Origin of the sequence: Aestuariimicrobium ganziense, assembly GCF_015352975.1 — a bacterium.
GTDB classification, from domain to species: Bacteria; Actinomycetota; Actinomycetes; order Propionibacteriales; family Propionibacteriaceae; genus Aestuariimicrobium; species Aestuariimicrobium ganziense.
Map to the genome: position 1 here is coordinate 1 of NZ_JACYIZ010000006.1, position 21,667 is coordinate 21,667.

Annotated in this window: 28 protein-coding genes; 2 read left to right on the forward strand and 26 right to left on the reverse strand. The window is 68.6% G+C overall.

The annotated features are described in order from the left end of the window. Window positions 1-356: 356 nt before the first annotated feature. The 13 genes from rplO to IE660_RS11935 form a co-directional block, all read right to left on the reverse strand. Entirely contained in the window at window positions 357-800 is a 444-nt protein-coding gene (gene rplO, locus IE660_RS11875; RefSeq protein WP_203568593.1) for a 50S ribosomal protein L15, read from the reverse strand. A gap of 1 nt (window position 801) precedes the next feature. Then, window positions 802-984, reverse strand: a complete 183-nt coding sequence (rpmD, locus tag IE660_RS11880; RefSeq protein ID WP_203568594.1) for a 50S ribosomal protein L30 — start codon at window positions 982-984, stop codon at window positions 802-804. Beyond that, window positions 984-1,595 carry a 30S ribosomal protein S5 gene (rpsE, locus tag IE660_RS11885; RefSeq protein ID WP_203568595.1) on the reverse strand — a complete coding sequence of 204 codons (612 nt, stop codon included), beginning with the start codon at window positions 1,593-1,595 and terminating at the stop codon, window positions 984-986. The genes rpmD and rpsE overlap by 1 nt, the downstream gene beginning before the upstream one ends. Window positions 1,596-1,619: 24 nt before the next feature. After that, a complete protein-coding gene (rplR, locus tag IE660_RS11890; protein WP_203568596.1) occupies window positions 1,620-2,003 on the reverse strand; it encodes a 50S ribosomal protein L18 in 384 nt (127 codons plus the stop codon). Between the two features lie 2 nt (window positions 2,004-2,005). Beyond that, window positions 2,006-2,548, reverse strand: a complete 543-nt coding sequence (rplF, locus tag IE660_RS11895) for a 50S ribosomal protein L6 (RefSeq protein WP_203568597.1) — start codon at window positions 2,546-2,548, stop codon at window positions 2,006-2,008. 27 nt (window positions 2,549-2,575) lie between these two features. Next, window positions 2,576-2,983 carry a 30S ribosomal protein S8 gene (rpsH, locus tag IE660_RS11900; protein WP_203568598.1) on the reverse strand — a complete coding sequence of 136 codons (408 nt, stop codon included), beginning with the start codon at window positions 2,981-2,983 and terminating at the stop codon, window positions 2,576-2,578. A gap of 82 nt (window positions 2,984-3,065) precedes the next feature. Beyond that, a complete protein-coding gene (locus tag IE660_RS11905; RefSeq protein ID WP_203568599.1) occupies window positions 3,066-3,251 on the reverse strand; it encodes a type Z 30S ribosomal protein S14 in 186 nt (61 codons plus the stop codon). A gap of 14 nt (window positions 3,252-3,265) precedes the next feature. Next, complete coding sequence (rplE, locus tag IE660_RS11910; protein WP_203568777.1) at window positions 3,266-3,868, reverse strand: 50S ribosomal protein L5; 603 nt, start codon at window positions 3,866-3,868, stop codon at window positions 3,266-3,268. A 68-nt stretch (window positions 3,869-3,936) separates the two neighbouring features. Further along, entirely contained in the window at window positions 3,937-4,365 is a 429-nt protein-coding gene (rplX, locus tag IE660_RS11915) for a 50S ribosomal protein L24 (RefSeq protein ID WP_203568600.1), read from the reverse strand. Beyond that, entirely contained in the window at window positions 4,366-4,734 is a 369-nt protein-coding gene (gene rplN, locus IE660_RS11920; RefSeq protein ID WP_203568601.1) for a 50S ribosomal protein L14, read from the reverse strand. A 237-nt stretch (window positions 4,735-4,971) separates the two neighbouring features. After that, entirely contained in the window at window positions 4,972-5,799 is an 828-nt protein-coding gene (locus IE660_RS11925; RefSeq protein ID WP_203568602.1) for an aldose epimerase family protein, read from the reverse strand. Beyond that, the gene (locus IE660_RS11930) at window positions 5,796-9,107 is read right to left on the reverse strand and encodes a DUF5107 domain-containing protein (RefSeq protein ID WP_203568603.1); all 3,312 of its coding nucleotides are present in this window, start codon (window positions 9,105-9,107) and stop codon (window positions 5,796-5,798) included. The genes IE660_RS11925 and IE660_RS11930 overlap by 4 nt, the downstream gene beginning before the upstream one ends. After that, window positions 9,104-11,227 carry an alpha-galactosidase gene (locus tag IE660_RS11935; RefSeq protein WP_203568604.1) on the reverse strand — a complete coding sequence of 708 codons (2,124 nt, stop codon included), beginning with the start codon at window positions 11,225-11,227 and terminating at the stop codon, window positions 9,104-9,106. The genes IE660_RS11930 and IE660_RS11935 overlap by 4 nt, the downstream gene beginning before the upstream one ends. Window positions 11,228-11,386: 159 nt before the next feature. Between IE660_RS11935 and IE660_RS11940 the strand changes: the two genes are divergently transcribed. Continuing rightward, window positions 11,387-12,310, forward strand: a complete 924-nt coding sequence (locus tag IE660_RS11940; protein WP_203568605.1) for an AraC family transcriptional regulator — start codon at window positions 11,387-11,389, stop codon at window positions 12,308-12,310. A 119-nt stretch (window positions 12,311-12,429) separates the two neighbouring features. Here the strand turns inward: IE660_RS11940 and rpsQ are convergent, their stop codons facing one another. The 11 genes from rpsQ to rpsJ are packed head-to-tail and all read right to left on the reverse strand — an operon-like array spanning window position 12,430 to window position 17,808. Continuing rightward, the gene (gene rpsQ, locus IE660_RS11945; protein ID WP_203568606.1) at window positions 12,430-12,717 is read right to left on the reverse strand and encodes a 30S ribosomal protein S17; all 288 of its coding nucleotides are present in this window, start codon (window positions 12,715-12,717) and stop codon (window positions 12,430-12,432) included. 2 nt (window positions 12,718-12,719) lie between these two features. After that, window positions 12,720-12,956 carry a 50S ribosomal protein L29 gene (gene rpmC / locus IE660_RS11950; protein ID WP_203568607.1) on the reverse strand — a complete coding sequence of 79 codons (237 nt, stop codon included), beginning with the start codon at window positions 12,954-12,956 and terminating at the stop codon, window positions 12,720-12,722. Beyond that, window positions 12,956-13,375, reverse strand: a complete 420-nt coding sequence (gene rplP / locus IE660_RS11955) for a 50S ribosomal protein L16 (RefSeq protein WP_203568608.1) — start codon at window positions 13,373-13,375, stop codon at window positions 12,956-12,958. Before rplP ends, rpmC begins: the two co-directional genes overlap by 1 nt. Window positions 13,376-13,380: 5 nt before the next feature. Next, complete coding sequence (gene rpsC / locus IE660_RS11960; protein WP_203568609.1) at window positions 13,381-14,196, reverse strand: 30S ribosomal protein S3; 816 nt, start codon at window positions 14,194-14,196, stop codon at window positions 13,381-13,383. 2 nt (window positions 14,197-14,198) lie between these two features. Further along, window positions 14,199-14,660, reverse strand: coding sequence for a 50S ribosomal protein L22 (gene rplV / locus IE660_RS11965; protein ID WP_203568610.1), 462 nt, complete (start codon window positions 14,658-14,660; stop codon window positions 14,199-14,201). A 25-nt stretch (window positions 14,661-14,685) separates the two neighbouring features. Beyond that, window positions 14,686-14,967 (reverse strand): 30S ribosomal protein S19, encoded by a 282-nt coding sequence (rpsS, locus tag IE660_RS11970; RefSeq protein WP_203568611.1) that lies wholly within the window; start codon window positions 14,965-14,967, stop codon window positions 14,686-14,688. Between the two features lie 16 nt (window positions 14,968-14,983). Beyond that, window positions 14,984-15,820, reverse strand: a complete 837-nt coding sequence (rplB, locus tag IE660_RS11975) for a 50S ribosomal protein L2 (RefSeq protein WP_203568612.1) — start codon at window positions 15,818-15,820, stop codon at window positions 14,984-14,986. Between the two features lie 38 nt (window positions 15,821-15,858). After that, window positions 15,859-16,167: a 50S ribosomal protein L23 gene (gene rplW, locus IE660_RS11980; protein WP_203568613.1), complete on the reverse strand. Its 309-nt coding sequence runs from the start codon at window positions 16,165-16,167 to the stop codon at window positions 15,859-15,861. Next, entirely contained in the window at window positions 16,164-16,832 is a 669-nt protein-coding gene (gene rplD / locus IE660_RS11985) for a 50S ribosomal protein L4 (protein WP_203568614.1), read from the reverse strand. The genes rplW and rplD overlap by 4 nt, the downstream gene beginning before the upstream one ends. Further along, window positions 16,829-17,488, reverse strand: a complete 660-nt coding sequence (rplC, locus tag IE660_RS11990; protein ID WP_203568615.1) for a 50S ribosomal protein L3 — start codon at window positions 17,486-17,488, stop codon at window positions 16,829-16,831. Before rplC ends, rplD begins: the two co-directional genes overlap by 4 nt. 8 nt (window positions 17,489-17,496) lie before the next feature. Next, window positions 17,497-17,808, reverse strand: coding sequence for a 30S ribosomal protein S10 (gene rpsJ, locus IE660_RS11995; RefSeq protein WP_015071250.1), 312 nt, complete (start codon window positions 17,806-17,808; stop codon window positions 17,497-17,499). Window positions 17,809-18,179: 371 nt separating this feature from the next. On the opposite strand from rpsJ, the gene IE660_RS12000 reads away from it, so the two are divergent. Next, a complete protein-coding gene (locus IE660_RS12000) occupies window positions 18,180-19,052 on the forward strand; it encodes a ThuA domain-containing protein (protein ID WP_203568616.1) in 873 nt (290 codons plus the stop codon). Window positions 19,053-19,126: 74 nt separating this feature from the next. Here the strand turns inward: IE660_RS12000 and IE660_RS12005 are convergent, their stop codons facing one another. Further along, window positions 19,127-20,623: a CoA-acylating methylmalonate-semialdehyde dehydrogenase gene (locus IE660_RS12005; protein ID WP_203568617.1), complete on the reverse strand. Its 1,497-nt coding sequence runs from the start codon at window positions 20,621-20,623 to the stop codon at window positions 19,127-19,129. 137 nt (window positions 20,624-20,760) lie between these two features. After that, window positions 20,761-21,666, reverse strand: a complete 906-nt coding sequence (iolB, locus tag IE660_RS12010; RefSeq protein ID WP_203568618.1) for a 5-deoxy-glucuronate isomerase — start codon at window positions 21,664-21,666, stop codon at window positions 20,761-20,763. Window position 21,667 lies beyond the last annotated feature (1 nt).

The window sequence follows — 21,667 nt, forward strand, 5'->3', positions numbered from 1 at the left end:
GCGGCCAGCGTCAACGCGGCACCACCCACAGCAGCAGTGCTCAACAGACTTCGTCGAGTGAACGTGCTCATTCTTCCTCCTGGTTCATCCCAGGCGATTCACCCGGGTGTACCTTCCATCGTGCCCCGACGCAGTGCAGTGGGCCATCTGGGACACGACATCTTGATCCAGTCGTGACCAAAACCCTCACCCTCAAGGGCGTGAAATGCCGTCGGGGCGCCGGAGCGTTCTCCGGCGGCCCNACACGACATCTTGATCCAGTCGTGACCAAAACCCTCACCCTCAAGGGCGTGAAATGCCGTCGGGCCGCCGGAGCGTTCTCCGGCGGCCCGACGGGCATGTGGTCGGCGTTCAGGTCACAGCTCGGTGACCGAACCACCAGCCTTCTCGATCTTCTCCTTTGCCGAGGCCGAGAACGCGTCCGCGGTCACGTTGACCGCGCTCGAGATCTCGCCGTTGCCGAGCACCTTGACCAGGTGACCGGCGCGCACGGCACCCTTGGCCACCAGGTCGTCCACCGTGACGTCGCCGCCATCGGGGAACAACTCGTCCAACTTCGCCAGGTTGACCACCTGGTACTCGACCCGGAAGGGGTTCTTGAAGCCCTTGAGCTTCGGCATCCGCATGTGCAGCGGCATCTGACCGCCCTCGAACGCCTGCGACACGTTCTTGCGTGCGCCGGTGCCCTTGGTTCCACGGCCGGCAGTCTTGCCGCCCTTGCCGCCCTCACCGCGACCCACACGGGTCTTGGCGGTCTTGGCGCCCGGGGCAGGACGCAGGTGATGCACCTTCAGCGCCATCTCACTCCACCTCTTCCACGGCCACGAGGTGGGTGACGGTGTGGATCATCCCGCGAATCTCGGGACGATCCTCCTTCACCACGACGTCGCCGATCCTCTTGAGACCCAGGCTGCGCAGGGTCTCCTTCTGGTTCTGCTTGCCACCGATCCCGGACTTGGTCTGGGTCACCTTGAGTCGTGCCATCAGTGAGCCACCTCCTCCTTGGCCGCGCGCAGCAGGGCCGCCGGAGCGATGTCCTCGACAGCCTTGCCGCGGCGCTTGGCCACCTGCTCGGGCTGCTCGAGGCCCTGCAGGGCCGCGACCGTGGCGTGCACCACGTTGATCGCATTGGCCGAGCCCAGGGACTTGGCCAGCACGTCGTGCACACCGGCGCACTCGAGCACGGCGCGGGCCGAGCCACCGGCGATGACACCGGTACCCGGCGACGCCGGACGCAGCATGACCACGCCGGCCGCCTTCTCGCCCTGCACGGGGTGCGGGATCGTCCGCTGGATCAGCGGCACCTTGAAGAAGTGCTTCTTGGCCTCCTCGACACCCTTGGCGATCGCCGCGGGCACTTCCTTGGCCTTGCCGTAGCCGACACCCACGGTGCCCTCGCCGTCGCCCACCACGACCAGCGCGGTGAAGCTGAACCGACGGCCACCCTGCACGACCTTCGCCACACGGTTGATGGCGACAACGCGCTCGAGGTACTGGCTCTTCTCCTCGCGCTGCTGGCCCTGGCCACGACGATCGTCACGGCCACGACGCTGATCACCACCTGCACCGCCACCGCGGCGCTGGGTTCCACTCATCGTCTCGTTACCTTTCGTCGTTTCTCAGAAGCTCAGGCCGGCCTCGCGGGCGGCGTCCGCCAGCGAAGCAATCCGACCGTGGTACTTGTTGCCGGCGCGGTCCATGACGACCTGCTCGACCCCGGCAGCCTTGGCGCGCTCAGCGATCAGCTGACCGACCTTGGCGGCCCTGGCCGACTTGTCGCCGTCGATGCCACGCAGGCCGGCCTCCATGGTGGAGGCGCTGGCCAGGGTGACCCCGCGGACGTCGTCGATCACCTGCACGCCGATGTGGCGGGCAGAACGGGTGACGACCAGGCGAGGACGCTCGGCCGACCCATGGATCCTCTTGCGGCCACGCGACTGGCGACGCACACGCGACGCCGTCTTCGAAGCCAGACCCTTGCGCACTCCCAGAGAGATCGCCATGGTCACTTACCAGCCTTTCCAGCCTTGCGGCGCACGTGCTCGCCGGCGTAGCGCACACCCTTGCCCTTGTAGGGCTCGGGCTTGCGGAGCTTGCGGATGTTCGCCGCAACCTCTCCCACCACCTGCTTGTTGATCCCCTGCACCGAGAACCGGGTCGGGGTCTCGACGGTGAAGGTGACACCCTCGGGGGCGTCGATCACCACCGGGTGCGAGAAGCCGAGGTTGAACTCCAGCTGGGCCGGGCCCTTGGAGATCACGCGGTAACCCACGCCGACGATCTCGAGCTTCTTCTCGTAGCCCTCGGTCACACCGGTGACCATGTTGGCCACCAGGGTGCGGGTCAGGCCGTGCAGCGAGCGGCTCTGGCGCTCGTCGTTGGGACGAGCGACCTCGAGCTGGCCCTCGTCGTTCTTGCTCACGGTGATCGGCTCGGCGACGACGTGGCTCAGGGTGCCCTTGGGACCCTTCACCTCGACGTTGCGGCCGTCGATGCTCACATCGACCCCGGACGGGACGGTGATCGGGAGCTTGCCAATACGCGACATCTTCTACTCCTTGTCAGTCTCGTCGGGTCACCACACGTAGGCCAGGACTTCGCCGCCCACGGCCTTCTCGTGTGCCTGTCGGTCGGTGAGCAGGCCCTGCGAGGTCGAGATGATCGCCACACCGAGGCCACCCAGCACCTTGGGCAGGTTGGTCGACTTGGCGTACACCCGCAGGCCGGGCTTGCTGATGCGCTTCAGGCCGGCGATCGAACGCTCACGTGAGTCGCCGTACTTCAGCGTCAGGGTCAGGGTCTTGCCGACCTCGCCCTCGGCGGGCTCGTTCACCGCGAAGTCTGCGATGTAGCCCTCGGTCTTGAGGATCTCGGCGATCCGAACCTTGATCTTGGAGTGCGGCATGCTCGTCTGGTCGTGGTACGCCTGGTTGGCGTTGCGCAGGCGAGTCAACATGTCCGCAATGGGATCAGTCATGGTCATGGCTTGTCAGCCTCTTTCTCACCCCGGTTTCCGGACGAGGTCCGGACCTGTGGCGTCGTCGATTCTTGAAGGTCTGCGTCACTCACCAGGAGGACTTGATCACGCCGGGCAGCTCACCGCGGTGGGCGAGCTCACGGACGCACACTCGGCACAGCCCGAACTTGCGGTAGACCGCCTTGGGTCGTCCGCACTTCTGGCACCGGGTGTAGGCGCGCACCGCGAACTTCGGCTTGCGCGACTGCTTGACCTTGAGAGCGGTCTTGGCCATCGGTACTCCTCAGCTCACTTCTTCTTCTTGGAATAGAAGGCCTTGCCGCGGCGGGGGCCGGTCTTCTTGGGGTCGTCGACTTCCTTGAACGGGAAGCCGAGGTGCTTCAGCAGCGCCCGACCCTCCTCGTTGTTGCGAGCCGAGGTGACGAAGGTGATGTCCATGCCGCGGACCCGGTCGATGCGGTCCTGGTCGATCTCGAGGAACATGACCTGTTCGTTGAGGCCGAAGGTGTAGTTGCCCAGGCCGTCGAACTGGTTGCCGTTGAGGCCGCGGAAGTCGCGGATGCGTGGCAGCGCCAGGGTCAGCAGACGGTCGGCGAACTCCCACATCCGGTCACCGCGCAGCGTGACGTGGCAGCCGATCGGCATGCCCTCACGCAGCTTGAACTGGGCGATCGACTTGCGGGCCTTGGTCACCTGGGGCTTCTGCCCGGTGATCGCGGTCAGGTCGCGGATCGCTCCGTCGATGATCTTGGAGTCGCGAGCGGCCTCGCCGACACCCATGTTCACCACGATCTTGACCAGACCGGGGATCTGCATGACGTTGTCGTAGGAGAACTCCTCGTTCAGCTTCGGCGCGATCTCCTCACGGTAACGCTTCTTGAGGCGGGGCATCTCCTTGGCGGGAGCCTTGCTGCTGTCGACCTGCTCGGTCTTCTCGACCTTCTCGGGGGCTTCGGTGCTCACTTGTCGGCCTCCTTCTTCTTCGCGGCCTTCTTCGCGGGCTTGGCCTCGGCCTCGGCCTTGGCCTCCTTCTTGAGGAAGCGCACGCTACGGCTGGAGGTGTACTCCGAGCCGTCGGGACGACGCTTGGTCACCTCTTCGCGGCGGTAGCCGACGCGGCTACCGGTGACGTCCTTGCCACTGCCGACGGCGGGCTGCACGTTGGAGGCGTGGATCGGGGCCTCGGACGCGATGATGCCGCCCTTGGTCTGACGACCCTGCTGGGGCTGGGTGGACGAGTCGCGCAGGTGGCGCTTGACGATGTTGACGCCCTGGACGGTCACCCGGTTGTTGGCGACGTCGACGGCGATGACCTCACCGACGGTGCCCTTGTCCTTGCCGGCGATGACCTTGACGCGATCACCCTTCTTGACATGGAGCGACTTCACTCAGATCACCTCCGGGGCGAGCGAGACGATGCGCATGTAGCGCTTGTCGCGCAGCTCGCGGGCGACCGGGCCGAAGATGCGGGTGCCGCGAGGCTCCCCGTCGGTCTTCAGGATCACGGCAGCGTTCTCGTCGAACTTGATGTAGGAACCGTCACCGCGGCGGTGGGCCTTGGTGGTGCGGACGATCACGGCCTTGACCACGTCGCCCTTCTTGACGTTGCCGCCGGGGATCGCGTCCTTGACGCTGCACACGATGGTGTCCCCCAGGCCGGCGTAGCGACGACGTGAGCCACCGAGCACACGGATGCAGAGGAGTTCCTTCGCACCAGTGTTGTCGGCGACCTTGAGTCGCGACTCCTGCTGGATCATTTCTTCTCCTGTCTCACCGGTTCCCCGTCCCGCGTCCTGACAGACTCGGGGGAGGCCTGGTGAAACTCGTGGTTGTCCCCCTGGATTTGGCCAGGAGGGGTGAACATTGCGCCCACGGCGCGTGGCCGACCAGGAGAGGTCCCCTCGGCGACCAGTCGATGCGAGGGCACAGTCCTAGGACAGCCTGTCCAGCCTACACGAGGCCCTGCACCGGAAAGAAATCGAGCACAGCGGTGCTCACAGGTGCAGCTCGAGCCGCCACGACAAGGGGTTCCCCGCTTCGAGCAGGGCCACCTCGGCGGGTGTGGTGAGGTCGCTGACCCGGTCGCCGCGACCGGTGGCGGGCTCGACCGCGACACAGCGATGATCGGCGACGTCGCCGCTGTCGAGCCACAGCGCCAGGCCGCGCAGTGCCTCACCCGACCAGCGCAGTTCCAAGCAGGCCTCGCCCCGGCGCAGGACCGCCCCGGGCGGCAGTGCGGGGGCCACTGCCCAGTATTTGGCCGAGGCGGTGATCGGGGCCGCGATGGGCGCGAAGGGCCGGTCGTCGCCGGTGGCGTCGGGTGGGTACACCTGGCGCACCCGTTCCAGGCCCGGCACCTCGACGACCAGGTCGTCGGGTGCCGCGAACTGCGGGTGAGCGGCCCACAGCCACGGCAGCGAGCGCTCATCGGTGGCCCGGGCCTCGTACTCGAGGACGAACCCGGTCGAGGTGGCGGCCGCCCGGCGACGCAGCGCGAAGCCCAAGCGGTCGACGACGACCTCGAGGACGACCTCGTCGTCGGTCTGGTGCAGCACCTGCCAGGGCACGTCCCAGACGTCGCCGTGGTCGCTCAGTTCACGTCCGTCCGCCAGGGTCGCCGCGTCGATGGTGGGCGCGCACTCGTCCCAGCCGCACATCTCGGCCTCGGTGAAGCCATACCGGCCGGGTAGCTCGACACGCCGCCGCGGCTCGGTGGTTAGCCACTCGGTGCCATCGACGCCGCGCAGCGAGGTGATCTTCGCGCCTCGCTGCGCCTCGATGGTCATCGAGCCCCGAGGGCCCTCCACCCGGGTGGTGCTCACACCGACTGCTCGCTCAGCCACAGCAGCACGTGGTGCGGCTGCTCGCGATGGGCCTGGGCCAGCGCCGGACCGTCGCTGCGTCCGTTGAGCAGTTCGACCTGGGCCCGCATCACCTGCACACGCTCGTCCCGGTCGCGTTCGGGCCCGACGAACAGCCCCGACTGCGGCAGCGAGGTGGCGAAGTGCTCGATCGTGGCCGGGGTGCGCTCGACCTGGTCGGCGAACTCGGCCAGTTCACCGGTCAGGGCCTCGGCCCGCTCGTCCTCACCGAGTCGGCGCAGGGCCAGCACCTGGAACAGGGTCAGGTCGGAGTGCGCGGTGGTGGCCATCTCGCGGAAGTCGCCGGTGGCACTGGCCGCGCCCCGCCAGGCCCGCTCGGCACCTTCGCTGTCGCCGGCGGCTGCCAAGGCATCGCCCAGTGCCAGGTCGAGGTGGGCCCGGTTGGCCAGCGGGTGTCGCTCCTCCCCCAGCGTCAGCGGCGGACGCAACGCACCCTTGACCAGCTCGAGGGCCCGCTCAGGCTCGGTGCCCGCGGCCGCGAGGGAGGCCGCGTCCCAGGCCGAGAGGACCACGCCCTCGCCACCCTCCCACGGCTGGAAGGACCGTCCAGCCAGCAGGGTGAGGGCCTCGTCGGCTCGTCCGCTGAGCACCAGCAGCCGCGCCATCGTGACCGACAGGTCGTGTCGCTGCACCACCAGGTCACGGTGCTGCTCGAGCCGCTGCAGGCGGTCGGCCACCGGATGGGCCAACCGCTCCGCGAGCTGGTCGAGCTCGACCAGCAGCTTGGCGTCCTCGGGCTCGAGCTCGAAGGCGGTGCTGAGCAGCTGCCACGCCCCCTCGGCGTCATTGCCCTGGTTGTGGTGCCACAGCCCAAGGTTGCGGGCGGCCAGTGCGCTGGGCTCGAGGTCCCAGCTGTGCTGCCAGAGCCGCCGGGAGTCGTCGTAGCGACGCCAGTGGTGGCACCAGCTGCCCAGCAGGACCGGCGGCACCGGGTCGTCGGGGCGCTCGGACGAGGCCCACTCCAGCACGGCCACGTCATCGAGGTCGATCGGCAGGCACCAGGTGGCGTCGGCCGAGGCTGCGGCGGCGAAGGCCGGAGCCGGGTCGTCGTCGCGTGAGGCCAGCACCCACGCCCGGTGGTACTCCACCAGCGGGGCGACCCCGGTCATGCCCTCGACGTGATCGGCTGCGGCGGCCCGGTCGAGCGCCTGGAGCGCCTCGTCGGCAGATCCGCAGCGGATGAACTCCTTGGCCACGTCGAGCCAGGTCACCGGATCGAGCGCGGGCTCGCGGCCGGCCAGCACCCGCGCCCACGCGTCCAGTGGGTCGATCTCGAGGGTTCCGGCGAGCAGCTCGTCGGCCTCGGACGCCATGCCCAGACGACGCAGCGCGACGACGGCGAGGTTGCGGGCCTCGAGCTGCACGGGTGCGAACTCGACCAGCTTGAGCAGCCGGTCGGTGGCGGCCTGGTCGTCGTCCCAGGACAGTTCGATCCTGGCCATGGCCAGCTGCGCCGGCACCCACCAGTGGCCGTCCCAGCCCGCCCGGGCGAGCAGCTTCCAGGCCTCTTCGACCCGGTTGAGACGCCACAGCGCCAGGCCCAGCAGGTAGTGGCCCTCGGCGTCGCGTGGGTTGAGGTTGAGCATGCTCTGCCGCTCGACCGCGGTGCGCAGGTGCTGCTCAGCCTCCTGCAGCGCACCGGAGCGATAGCGGCGAAGCCCCATGGCGACGTTGCAGCGGAAGTCCCCGGGGTCGCGGCGCAGCGCCTCGGTCCACCAGGTCTCGGGCGACCGGCTGGGGTGGCGGTACTGGTCCAGGTGAGAGCCGATCAGGTAGAGCTCGTCGCTGCTGGCGACCGTCTCGGGGGCCGGCGGCTCCTTGGCCGGCGGGGGCACCTCGAAGTCGTCGACGCCCACGGCGGGACGCACCCAGAGCAGGCCGGTTCCCTCGCTGCGCAGCACGGCGACCAACTCGTCCAGGTCGAGGTCGGCAGCGTCGACCTGGTGGGTCACCGACCAGGGCTGCCCGGCCTCGAGCGACGCGACGTCCCAGTGGGCCAGGGTCTGCTCACCGAGTATCAGGTCGACGCTGACCTCGCTCAGGTCGCGGGTGCTCTGCAGCCGCAGGTCGACCACACCGTCGGCGACGGTGATCCGGCCGGCGGCATCGGGATTGGCCTGCTGCACCGGGCCGAGTTCACCGATCGGGTACCACAGCTGGGTGAATGTCTTGGTCTCACCGGGCTGCAGGAAGGTGAAGTCGGGCTGGTTGTTGGTGTGCACGCCTGCCATCAGTTCGATGTAGTGGCTGCCGTCGTCGGTGAGCGCCCGGTCCCAGGCCCAGCCGAACTCGTGGTTGCCCCAGGTCCACTGCTTCTTGCCCGGCGACACCTCGCGCGAGGACCAGTGGACGAACCCGGCCTTGGCGGCGTGGTCGTAGCCACCGAAGAACTCGTCGTCGGTCTCGAGCACCATGTAGCTGGTCGGCACCGGGATGTTGCGGTACCAGTCGAGGCGCGCGGCGTCGGGGTGGTCGGCGTCGACCCTCGCCGGGTAGTCGATGCCGTAGTAGGGGCGATCGGCCTCGGGAAAGGCCGTGGTGGCCCGGTTGGCGTGGTCGGCGACGAAGTGCACGTCGTTGGGGAAGAACGACTGGTAGTTGTCGTCGACCCGGGCCGCGACATTGGCCCACCACAGGAAGGTCTGGGTGAGTTCGGTGCGGTTGTGCACGCGCACCAGCAACTCGATGGCCGCACGGTCGGGCGACAGCCGGATGCCGTGCATGCCCTTCATCCGGTTGAACGGGTCGTGGTCGGAGCACCAGACGGTGACCGATCCGTCGTCGTCGGTCTCGATCTCGACCTCGGTGGGCAGGTAGGTGGCCGGTCGATGGTGCTGGGGCCAGTTGAACTCCACCCCACCTGACAGCCACGGCCCAGTGACGCCGACCAGGGCAGGCTTGATCACCTCGTTGCGGTAGAAGAAGTCGTAGCCGCGCAGACGGTCGAAGCCCAGGTGGATGCGTCCGCCCAGTTCGGGCAGCACCATCAGCCGGATCCAGTCGTTCTCCAGGTGCACCGCCTGCCAGTCGTGTGGGGTGGGCTCGGTGTCGATCGCCTCGTAGACCGGCAGCGGGTAGATCGCACCGGACGACCCCTGGTAGACCCGCCCGGGCATGAAGTCGGGGTAGGCCGAAGGGGTGTGCGGGTGGTAGGTGGGCATGCTGACAGGCTCGCTCCAGCAGGCCACCCGGGCCTCGGCCTGGTCGCTGGGGCGGGCCGGCAGGTTGGGGGCGTCGTGGCGGATCATCGGTCGACCTCTTGGGCGTGGACGAGAATGCAGTGGTCAGGACGCAGTGAAGCGCCCTCGAGCCCGACGGTGGCGAGCACTCGTCCGGGTAGTTCAACGGCGGCGTCGGCCCACGGCGGCAGGGCCTGACCCTCGGGTCGCTCCACCACCTCGACGCGGTAGGTGCGGTCGTCGTCCAGCCCTTCCAGGCGCAGCCGCTCGGGCGGCCAGGTGGTGGGCCGGTGCAGCACCGCGTAGCTGTAGAGGGCCTGGCTGCCGTTCTCGGCGACCACCCCGCGCACCGCCACCGACGGATCGGTGTCGAGGTGGAGCACCTCGCCGGTGTGCAGCAGTCCGCGGAACCGCTTGTGCAGGGCGATCCATCGTCCGTACTCGGCCAGGGTGGCCTCGTCGACCCGCTCCAGGGGGGCCTCGATGCCGTAGTGGCCGATCAGGGCCATGGTGCCGCGGAAGTTGAGCGCCATGGTGCGGCCGGTGATGTGGTCGGGCGAGGCGCCGACGTGGGTGCCGATCACCTCGGGCGGCAGCAGCATCTCGGTGCCGGTGAGGATCTGCACCCGCTCGTGCGGGTCGTTGCAGTCGCTGGGCCACATCCGGGTGCAACTGGCCATCACCCGCAGGTCGGCGCGTCCGCCACCGGAGGCGCACGACTCGATCTGGAAGCCCCCCGATCCGATGTCGCTGTGGCGGCGGGTCAGTTCGTCCATGATCTCGAGCGCGGCCAGGGTCTGGTTGCGCTGGCCGGCCGCGCCGGTGGGCTGGTGGCCCCCCTCGAGCAGGTAGCGGTTGTGGTCCCACTTGAAGGCCTCGATGCCGATCTCGGTGATCAGCGCCGACATGGCCTCGAGGATGTGGCGCTTGGCCTCGGGGTGGCCGAGGTCGAGCACGTACTGCTGGCGCGAAGGCAGCCCGATGCCGTGCCCGGCGTCGAAGAACCAGTCGGGGTGGGCGCGGGCCAGATCGGAGTCGACCGAGATCATCTCGGGCTCGACCCACAGCCCGAACTCCATGCCGAGGGAGTGGACCAGGTCGGCGAACGGCTTGAGGCCCTCGGTCCAGCGCTCGCGGTCGACGGTCCAGTCACCCAGCGAGGTGTGGTCGTCGCGGCGCTTGCCGAACCAGCCGTCGTCCAGCACGACCCGCTCGACCCCGATCGAAGCGGCCCGCTCGACGGCCTGGGCGAGCACCTGCGGGTCGTGGTCGAAGTAGACCGCTTCCCAGGAGTTCCAGGTGACCGGACGAGTGGCCCGCTGCTGGTGGCCCCACGACCTGACCAGTCGGTGGAAGCGGTGGGCGACCCGGTCGGTCCCGACGCCGTGGCTGCCGTAGAGGGTGGGGCTGTAGTAGCTCTCACCGGGGGCGAGGACGACCTCGTCGGGGGCGATCAGCTCACCGGCCGACAGCACCCGGGTGTCGTAGGGCGTGCGTTGGGCGGCGACGGCCTGAGATCCGCTCCAGGCCAGGTGCGCAGCCCAGACCTGCCCCCGGCGGTGGCCGAAGCCGGGCTCACCGGCCATCACCAACCACTGGTTCTCCAAGCCCGGCTTGCCACCGCGGGACTCGCGCACCCACTGGCCGGGCTGGAACTCGCGGCGCTGGAACTGCCGCTCCTGGGCCCAGCGGCCGGCGAAGTCAGCCTGCTCGCGGGCCTGGGCGGGCACCGGCAGGCTGAGTTCGCAGGTGTGCAGGTGGTAGTCGTCGTCTCCGGTGTTGGTCACGATGGCTCGCGCGGCCAGCACTCCCCCGACCTCGAGGGTGAGTTCGACGACCAGGCCGAGCGCGGACGCCTCGTCGCGGGCCTCGACCCGCAGGTGGTGCTCGCCGGCCTCGCGTGTGGTGACCGCGAACAGCGGTGACCAGGCCCGTCCCCCGCTGCGGGCACCCGACAGGCTGGGACGCTCCAACCAACCCTCGGCCAGAGCCGGCAGCACACTGACCGGCTGCGGGAAGGTGACCGCGGAGTCCCCGACCGTCGCGGCGGTGGCGCTGTGCAGCCCGGCCAGCGCAGCGTCGTCCAACTCGCCCAGGTCGGCCCCCCAGTGCAGGATGCGCGGCAGGCGCTCGTCGGTCAGCACGACCACCGAGACACCGTCGCGACGCAGGTGGGTCAACGTTGACATGGCTCCTCCTCGCAGGCGGGTGTGTCCCCACGCTATCGGGCCGGCACCGGTGACGCACAGGGGGTGATCGAACACCATCATGGACAATTCCACGCACCCGCTGGTGGAAATCGAGCGTAATCAGCACGCGCAGATGGATCATCTGTCATTCTTGAGGCCATGAGCGCGTCCGAGCTGGACGAGGTTGCGCAGGTCCCCGACGGATTCCCGGGGCAACGCCTGCGGGTGCTGCCCCGCCCTCTGGTGGCCGAAGCCCTGCGTGCCCCGGTCACCCGGCACCTGCTGGTCACCGATGTCGGCTACTTCCCGCGGGCCCGCCACCACGGCAGGTCGCGCCGCTCGTGCCCGGAACACATTCTCATCGTGTGCACCAGTGGCGCCGGCGAGTGCGTGCTCGAGGGCACCCGCCACGAGGTCAGGGCCGGGGAGGTGCTGGTCATCCCTGCCGGGGCCGCCCACCGCTACCGGGCAGACCCGGACGACCCATGGACGATCTGGTGGGTGCACCTGACCGGTCGCGAGGCCGATGACCTGGTGGCAGGAACCCGAGCCACCATCGAGGCTCCGGTCTTCCGGTTGGCCGAGGTGACCCGGGCGGCGAGCCTGGTCGACAGCATCCTGCGCCGGATGGAGACCGACGAGACGATGACCTCGCTGAGCGCTGCGTCGGGCCTGGGATGGGCGCTGGTCACGGCACTGGCCGCCGACGGTCGCCCGCGCCACGGGTCGGGACGGGTCGACCCGATCCCCGAGGTGGTGGCCCACATCCGCGACCACGTCAGCGAGCACCTGTCGGTGCCGGACCTGGCAGCACTGGCTGGCTGGAGCACCTCGCACTTCTCGGCGGTCTTCCGTCGGGCGACCGGTTATGGCGTGCTGGAGTACCAGACCCGGCTGCGGATGAGCATCGCCAGGACCCTGCTCGACACCACCGACCGCACGATCGCCTCGATCGCCGCCGAGGTGGGCTATGCCGACGGGCTGTACTTCTCACGCCAGTTCCGCCGCATCCACCAAGTCAGCCCCAGCCAGTACCGCTCACGCGACCGCAGCGTCACCGAGACCCGGCGACGGGCCGACTGACGCCGGCGTCGCCCGTCGGCGCAGGGTTCCGGTACACAGGGATCCGCCATCACAACGCGAAACGGCTCGCCCCGGTCGGGGCGAGCCGTCTCACATTCGGTGCTGGGATCAGCGAGGCCTCACTTGGCCTTCTCGATGATCTCGACCAAACGCCAGCGCTTGGTGGCGCTCAGCGGACGGGTCTCCATGACCCGCACGCGGTCGCCGGTGCTGGCCTCGTTGTTCTCGTCGTGCACCTTCAGCTTGGTGCTCTGGGTGAGCACCTTGCCGTAGAGCGCGTGCTTGACACGCTCGGAGATCTGCACGACGACGGTCTTGTCCATCTTGTCGCTGACGACGACGCCCTCGCGAACCTTGCGGGCGTTGCCGCGCGCCTCGACGGCGGTCTCGGTGGTCTTCTCGCTCATGGTCAGGCCTTCTTCTCAGCGTCAGGGTCGACGGTGATGCCCAGGTTGCGCTCCTGGAGCACCGTGTAGATCCGCGCGATGTCCTTGCGGACCTCGCGGAGGCGTCCGTGCGACTCGAGCTGGCCGGTGGCGGACTGGAAGCGGAGCGAGAACAGCTCCTCCTTCAGCTCGCGAACCTTGGCGTTGAGGTCGTCACGGCTCAGGCCGCGCAGATCAGCGGCCGTGGTGGTGTTCGGCATCAGAGGTCACCTGCTTCCCGCTTGATGAAGCGAGCCTTGAACGGCAGCTTGTGGATGGCCAGGCGCATGGCCTCGCGGGCCACGTCCTCCTGCACGCCTGACAGCTCGAACAGCACGCGTCCGGGCTTGATGTTGGCGATCCACCACTCGGGGGAACCCTTGCCGGAACCCATTCGGGTCTCAGCAGGCTTCTTGGTCAGCGGGCGGTCGGGGTAGACGTTGATCCACACCTTTCCACCACGCTTGATGTGACGGGTCATCGCGATACGCGCGGCCTCGATCTGACGGTTGGTCAGGTACGAGCCCTCGAGGGCCTGGATGCCGTAGTCACCGAAGGCAAGCTTGGTCGCACCCTTGGCCTGGCCGGTACGCCGGGGGTGGTGCTGCTTGCGGAACTTCACTCGACGAGGAATCAGCATGTGACTCAGGCTCCTGCGTTCTCGGTGGCGACGGTCGCCTCGGGCGAGGTGCCCTCAGCGGCCTCGACGCGGCGGCGTCCGCCACGCTCGGGACGATCGGTGCGGCCCTCGCCACGACCCGGACGACGGGTCGGACGCTGGCGTCCACCGGGGGCCGCGTTGCGGGCGGCCTTCTGGGCGGCGCGCTCGGCACGGTTGCCGGTGACCTCGCCCTTGTAGATCCAGACCTTGACACCGATCCGACCGAAGGTGGTCTTGGCCTCGTAGAAGCCGTAGTCGATGTCGGCGCGCAGGGTGTGCAGCGGCACCTGACCGTCGCGGTAGCCCTCGGAGCGGCTCATCTCAGCGCCACCCAGACGGCCCGAGCAGCGGATGCGGATGCCCTGGGCACCCGAGCGCATCGCGGTCTGCTGTGCCTTGCGCATCGCACGGCGGAAGGCCACGCGGGCCCCCAGCTGCTCGGCGACGCCCTGGGCGACCAGCTGGGCATCGATCTCGGGGTTCTTGACCTCGAGGATGTTCAGCTGGATCTGCTTGCCGGTGAGCTTCTCGAGCTCGGCGCGAACCCGCTCGGCCTCGGCGCCGTTGCGGCCGATGACGATGCCCGGACGCGCGGCGTGCAGGAAGATGGTGACCCGCTCGGACCGGCGCTCGATCTCGATCGAACTGATGCCGGCGCGCTCCAGGGTCTTCTTCAGGTAGGCGCGGATCTTGACGTCCTCACCGACCAACTCGGCGTAGTTCTTCTCCGAGTACCAGCGGGTGGTGTGGTCGGTGCTGATCCCAAGGCGGAAGCCAGTGGGGTGGATCTTCTGGCCCATGCTCAGGCCCCCTTCTTGCTCTCGGACTTGGTGGACTTGGCCCTGCTCGACTTCGGCTTGGCCGGAGCCACCGGCTCGTCCTCACGCGGCTCGACGACCACGGTGATGTGCGCGGCGCGCTTCAGGATCCGGCTGGCCGAGCCCTTGGCGCGGGGACGGATGCGGCGCATGGTGACGCCCTCGTCCACGTAGGCCTGCGAGATGAACAGCTCCTCGGCCCGCAGGGCCTCGGTCTGCTCAGCGTTGGCGACGGCCGACGCGACGACCTTGTAGACCGGCTCGGAAGCCGCCTGCGGGGCGAACCGCAGGGTGGTCAGGGCGGCGTTGACGTCCATGCCGCGAACCAGGTCGACGACGCGACGAACCTTGGTGGGGCTCATCCGGACGTGGCGGGCGATGGCGTAGGAGCCGGGACGGTCGCCGAGCAGGGCAGACCGACGGCTGGCCCGTTCAGTGGTGCTCATGTGTTCTCGTTCCTCGTCAGCTGGCTCAGCGCCGGCGGCTCTTCTTGTCGTCCTTGATGTGACCGCGGAAGGTCCGGGTCGGCGCAAACTCTCCGAGCTTGTGGCCGATCATGTTCTCGGTCACGAAGACCGGGACGTGCTTTCGTCCGTCGTGCACACCGATGGTGTGGCCGAGCATGTCGGGCACGATCATCGAGCGACGCGACCAGGTACGGATCACGTTCTTGGTGCCCTTCTCGTTCTGGGCATCGACCTTCTTGGCCAGGTGCTCGTCGACGAAGGGACCCTTCTTCAAACTGCGTGGCATTGTTCAGGCTCCCCTGTCAGCGCTTCTTGCCGGACTTGCGGCGACGGATGATGAGGCGGGTGCTGGCCTTGTTCTTGTCGCGGGTGCGGCCTTCGGGCTTGCCCCACGGCGAGACCGGGTGACGACCACCCGAGGTACGACCCTCACCACCACCGTGCGGGTGGTCGTGCGGGTTCATGACCACACCACGCACGGTCGGGCGGACGCCCTTCCAGCGGGAGCGGCCGGCCTTGCCCCAGTTGATGTTGGACTGCTCGGCATTGCCGACCGCACCCACGGTGGCGCGGCAGCGCACGTCGACCATGCGCATTTCGCCCGAGGGCATGCGCAGCGTGGCCATCTTGCCCTCGCGGGCGACCAGCTGGATCGACGCACCGGCCGAGCGGCCGAGCTTGGCGCCGCCGCCGGGACGCAGCTCCACGGCATGCACCGTGGTGCCGACCGGGATGTTGCGCAGCGGAAGGTTGTTGCCGGGCTTGATGTCACTGCCTTCGCCGGCCTGCACCTGCGCGCCCTGGGTCAGACCCACCGGCGCGATGATGTAGCGCTTCTCGCCGTCGGCGTAGTGCAGCAGCGCGATGCGGGCGGTGCGGTTGGGGTCGTACTCGATGTGAGCGACCTTGGCCGGCACGCCGTCCTTGTCGTAGCGCTTGAAGTCGACCAGGCGGTAGGCCTGCTTGTGGCCACCACCGATGTGACGGGTGGTGATGCGGCCGGAGTTGTTGCGGCCACCGGTCTTCGGCTTGGGCGCCAGCAGCGACTTCTCGGGAGTCGAGCGGGTGAGCTCGACGAAGTCGGCGACGCTGGAGCCGCGACGGCCTGGCGTTGTCGGCTTGTACTTGCGGATACCCATGAGGTGTCTCGTTCCTTAACGTCTCGAACGTGCGCCGGTCAGCCGACCGGTCCACCGAAGATGTCGATGCGCTGGCCGTCGGCGACGGTCACGATGGCGCGCTTGGTGTCGGCGCGCTTGCCGAGGCCGAAGCGGGTCCGACGGACCTTGCCCTTGCGGTTGAGGGTGTTGACCGAGGTGACCTTGACGTCGAAGACCTTCTCGACGGCGATCTTGATCTCGGTCTTGTTGGCGTCGGGAGCCACGACGAAGGTGTAGGTGTTCTCGTCGAGCAGCCCGTAGCTCTTCTCGCTCACGACCGGCGCGAGCAGGATGTCGCGGTGGTCCTTGATCTTGAACTCGCTCACTTCTCGTTCTCCTCGTCAGCCTCGGACTCGGTGGCGACGGCCTTGACCGACTTCCCCCTGGCCGGACCCGACGTGTAGGCGTCAAGGGCGGCGCGGGTGAAGACGACCTGGTCGTTGCAGAGCACGTCGTAGGCGTTCAGCTGGTCGACCGCCAGCGCGTGGACGCTCGCCACGTTGCGCAGGCTCAGCCAGGCCAGGTCTTCGTCGCGGTGCAGGACGACCAGCAGCTTGCCGAGGTCACCGATCGCATTCAGGGTGGCCAGCGCCGACTTGGTCGAGGGGACCTCGCCAGCGACGATCTCGTCCACGACGTAGATCTGGCCGTCACGCGCCCGGTCGGACAGCGCACCGCGCAGGGCGGCAGCGATCATCTTCTTGGGGGTGCGCTGGGCGTAGCTGCGCGGCTGCGGGCCGTGGACGACGCCACCGCCGGTCCACTGCGGGGCGCGGCGCGAACCCTGGCGGGCGCGACCGGTGCCCTTCTGGCGCCACGGCTTGGCGCCACCGCCGCGGACCTCGCCGCGGGTCTTGGTGGCGTGGGTGCCCTGACGGGCAGCGGCCTGCTGGGCCACGACCACCTGGTGGATCAGGGGGATGTTGGTCTGCACGTCGAAGTACTCGGCGGGCAGTTCGGCCGACGTCGCGGCCTTCACGGTCTCACTCATGCCACGTCACCCTTCTTGGCTGCGGTGCGCACGACGACCAGGCCACCCTTGTTGCCGGGGATGGCGCCCTTGACCAGGATCAGGCCCCGGTCGGAGTCGACGCTGTGGATGGACAGGTTCTGCACGGTCACCTTGTCGTTGCCCATGCGGCCGGCCATGCGCAGGCCCTTGAACACGCGACCAGGGGTGGCGCAGCCGCCGATGGAACCCGGCGAGCGGTGCTTGCGGTGCACACCGTGGCTGGCGCGCAGACCGGCGAAGCCGTGGCGCTTCATGACACCCGCGGTGCCCTTGCCCTTGGAGATGCCGGTCACGTCGACGACCTGTCCGGCCTCGAACACCTCGGCGGTCAGCTCCTGGCCCAGGGTGTAGTCCGAGGCGTCAGAGGTGCGCAGCTCGACCAGGTGCTTGCGCGGGGTCACGCCAGCCTTGTCGAAGTGGCCGGCGGCCGGCTTGGTCACCTTCTTGGCCTTGATCGCGCCCATGCCGAGCTGGACGGCGGAGTAGCCGTCGACCTCGGGGGTGCGGACCTGGGTCACCACGCAGGGCCCGGCCTGGATGACGGTCACGGGGACGACTCGCTTGTTCTCGTCCCACAGCTGGGTCATGCCGAGCTTGGTGCCCAGCAGCCCCTTCACTTTGCGTTCGTTGCTCATGTCAGACCTCACGGAAGCTTGATCTCGATGTCGACACCGGCCGGAAGGTCGAGACGCATCAGCGAGTCGACGGTCTTCGGAGTCGGGTCGAGGATGTCGATGAGCCGCTTGTGGGTGCGCATCTCGAAGTGCTCGCGGCTGTCCTTGTACTTGTGGGGCGAACGGATCACGCAGAACACGTTCTTCTCGGTCGGCAGCGGCACCGGGCCGGCGACCTTGGCACCCGTACGGGTCACGGTGTCGACGATCTTGCGCGCCGACGAGTCGATGACCTCGTGGTCATAGGCCCGCAGCCTGATGCGGATCTTCTGTCCCGCCACAGTTGTTCCTTCTCTCGTCCTGAGCCACTCACCGGTCCCGGTGCGTCGCTTGGTCCGACTCTCGCCGGCTTGGCTTCTCCGACCCCCGCGGTCGGGCGTGTCGCGCATTCAGGGGCCGCGATCGTCCTCGTCTGAGTCGGATTGGGCGCCTGCGCGGGTGACACACCTCGCACGGAAGAACCACCATCACGCCCGGCCTCACCACCCCCGAAAGGGCCGGCGAGTCCTCGCACGCATGCGGCGGCTCCTGCTCGGAGCAACCGGACCATCTTGTCACGTCAGCACCACGCAGACAAAATCGGGGTCGCTTCCCCCTGCGCGACGTGGGGCAATAGGCTCGGGGCATCCATTCGAGCACAGGAGAACACACCATGGCTGCACCCATCCGGGTCACCGTCTTTGGCGAGAACTATCACGAGCAGCACGACGAGAGCGTGCAGAAGCTCTACCCGAACGGCCTGCACGGCGCGATCGCCGAGGGCCTCAACGAGTTGCTGGGCGAGGGTGTCGAGGTGCGCACCGTCGTCATGGACGAGCCTGAGCACGGCCTCACCGAAGAGGTGCTGGCCAACACCGACGTGCTCACCTGGTGGGGTCACTGGATCCACCAGCACGTGGACGACGCCGTGGTCGACCGGGTGCACCAGGCGGTGCTCGACGGCATGGGCCTGATCGTGCTGCACTCTGGCCACCACTCCAAGATCTTCCGCAAGCTGATGGGCACCACTTGCAACCTGCGCTGGCGTGGCGGTGAGAACCGCGAGCTGATCTGGACGGTCAACCCCACCCACCCGATCGCCCAGGGTGTGCCCAGCCCGATGATCCTGCCCAGCCACGAGATGTACGGAGAGTTCTTCGACATCCCGACCCCGGACGACCTGATCTTCGTCTCAAGCTTCGACGGCGGGGAGGTCTTCCGCGGTGGCTGCACCTTCCGTCGCGGCCACGGCAAGATCTTCTACTTCTCCCCCGGCGACCAGGAGTACCCGATCTACTTCGACCCCGACATCCGTCGGGTGATCGCCAATGGTGTGCAGTGGGTGCACAGCGAACGGGCCGAGCGTGGTGCCCCGCCGGTGATCTGGAAGCGGATCAAGGGTTACGGCCCGGATCGTGACACCGCCGCCGACCTGGCCGAGGCCGTGGCCCGGGCCGAGGAGTACGGCATGGAGATCATCAAGACCACCGCGAACCAGGTGACCGCCAAGGGTGCGGGCGGCTTCACCACCACCATCGAGGTCTGAACTCAGGCTCCGGCGTTCCACACGACAGCGGCGGCCCCCTCCCGGTTGAGGATGGGGCCGCCGTTGCCGCTGGCTCAGGTGTTCTGGGGGAAGCCCAGGTTGATGCCACCGTGGCTGGGGTCGAGCCAGCGTGAGGTGACCACCTTGCCGCGGGTGAAGAAGTGCACACCTTCCATGCCGTGGGCGTGGGTGTCGCCGAACAGCGAGGCCTTCCAGCCTCCGAAGGAGTAGTAGGCCATGGGCACTGGGATCGGCACGTTGATGCCGACCATGCCGACCTCGACCTCGTGCTGGAAGCGCCGGGCCGCACCGCCGTCGTTGGTGAAGATGGCGGTGCCGTTGCCGTAGGGGCTGGCGTTGATCAGGTCGAGGCCCTCGTCGAACGAGCCCACCCGCACCACCGACAGGACGGGGCCGAAGATCTCGTCGGAGTGGATCGACATGCCGGGCTTGACGTGGTCGAACAGCGTGGGACGCAGGAAGAAGCCGTCGCCGTCGGCGTCGACCGATCCCTCGCGACCGTCCACGACCAGGGTGGCGCCGGCCTCGACGCCGGCGTCCAGGTAGGACGCGACCTTGTCGCGGTGCTGGCGGGTGACCAGCGGACCCATGTCGCAGGCCCGGGTGCCGTCACCGGTGACCAGCTTGTCCATCCGCTCGACGATCTTGGCGACCAACTCGTCGGCGACGGGCTCGACCGCGACCAGGGCCGAGATCGCCATGCAGCGCTCCCCAGCAGACCCGAAGCCGGCATTCACCGCGGCGTCGGCAGCCAGGTCGAGGTCGGCGTCGGGCAGCACGAGCATGTGGTTCTTCGCCCCACCCAGGGCCTGCACGCGCTTGCCGTGGGCGGTTCCGGTCTCGTAGACGTACTGGGCGATCGGGGTGGAGCCGACGAACGAGATGCCCTTGACCAGCGGGTGGGTCAGCAGCGCGTCAACCGCCTCCTTGTCGCCATGGACGACGTTGAGCACACCCTCGGGCAGGCCGGCCTCGGCCCACAGCGCGGCGATCGCGTTGACCGCGCTCGGGTCCTTCTCAGAGGGCTTGATCACCACGGCGTTGCCGGTCGCGATCGCCACCGGGACGAACCACAGCGGCACCATCGCCGGGAAGTTGAACGGGGAGATGATCGCCACCACGCCCAGCGGCTGGCGGATCGAGTAGGAGTCGACCCGGGTCGAGACGTTCTCGGAAAAGCCCCCCTTGAGCAGGTGCGGGATGCCGCAGGCGAACTCGGCGACCTCGAGGCCACGAGTGACCTCACCGAGGGCGTCCGAGAGCACCTTGCCGTGCTCGGCGGTGATCAGCGCGGCGATGTCGTCCTTGCGCTCGTTGAGCAGTTCGCGGAACCGGAAGAGCACCTGGCTGCGCTTGGCCAGCGTGGACGAGCGCCAGCTGGACTGCCACGCCTGGTGCGCGGTGGCGACCACCTCGTCGACCAGGGCGGCGTCGGCCAGGTCGAGATCGCCGGTGTGCTCGCCGGTGGCGGGGTTGTAGACCGGGCTGGTGCGCTGAGCGGTGCCCTGCCACGGGGCTCCGCTGATCAGGTGGGTGATGCGCGTGGGCATGGCTTCCTCCGCGAGACTGAGGGGACTTTGTCAGGACAAACTATCAGACATGGGCGAGCTGCCCCGCGTGGGGGTGCAGGGGGTCATCCCCCGCGTGGGGTTGCAGGGGGTCATCCCCCGCGTGGGGGTGCAGGGGGTCATCCCCCACCTCCTACGGAGAACGGCACCCGAGGGTCGGTGGGTTGTGCCGGCCAGGTGCTGCGCACCCAGGCGTGCGCCGGGTGGTCCTGGATCAACCAGGCTCGCTCCGCACCCGGTCCTGCCATCACGTTCAGGTAGTACAGGTCGTACCCGGGCGGGGCCATCGACGGCCCGTGCCAACCGTGCGGCACCAGCACCACGTCGTCGGTGCGCACCTCGTGCAGCACGTCGATCGGACGATCATCGTCGCCGAAGACCCGTTGGTAGGCGATCGGGTCGGCCTCACCCGGAGCGCCAGCCTCGGGACGAACCTGGAAGTAGTAGATCTCCTCCAGTCTGGTCTCGACGCCGGGGCGATCCTCGTCGTGCTTGTGTGGCGGATAGCTCGACCAGTTGCCGGCTGGGGTGAGCACCTCGCAGGCGATGATCGAGTCGGCCTCGAGCACGGCCGGGGTGCCGAAGTTGCGCACCTCGCGGGTGGCAATGCCGGCTCCCCTGGTCTCGACCGGCACCTCGTCCGCCGGCACCAGCACCGCGGGGCGCTCCTGGGCGGCCACAGCGTGAGCGAGGGCCACACGTCCGCCCGTGGCCGTCGACACGGCGAAGCCCACACCTCGTCCGACGAAGGCGACGTCGGTCGCACCGACCCACACCGACTCTCGTCCGTGCAGGGCGAACGACTCCTCACCGGCCTGCACCTGCCAGTCGCGACCCTCCAGCGGGACGATGACCCACTCGCACTCGGTGGCCGGCTGGTCGTGGCGCTCGCCGGCCGCGAGAGTGACCACGAGCAGGCCGGTGTGCGACCAGCCCTCGGTGACGCCAGGACGGATCGACACATCACATCCCGACTCGGTCGAACTGCCTGCGGGGTGGAACCACGGATCCTGGTGAACGGTCATG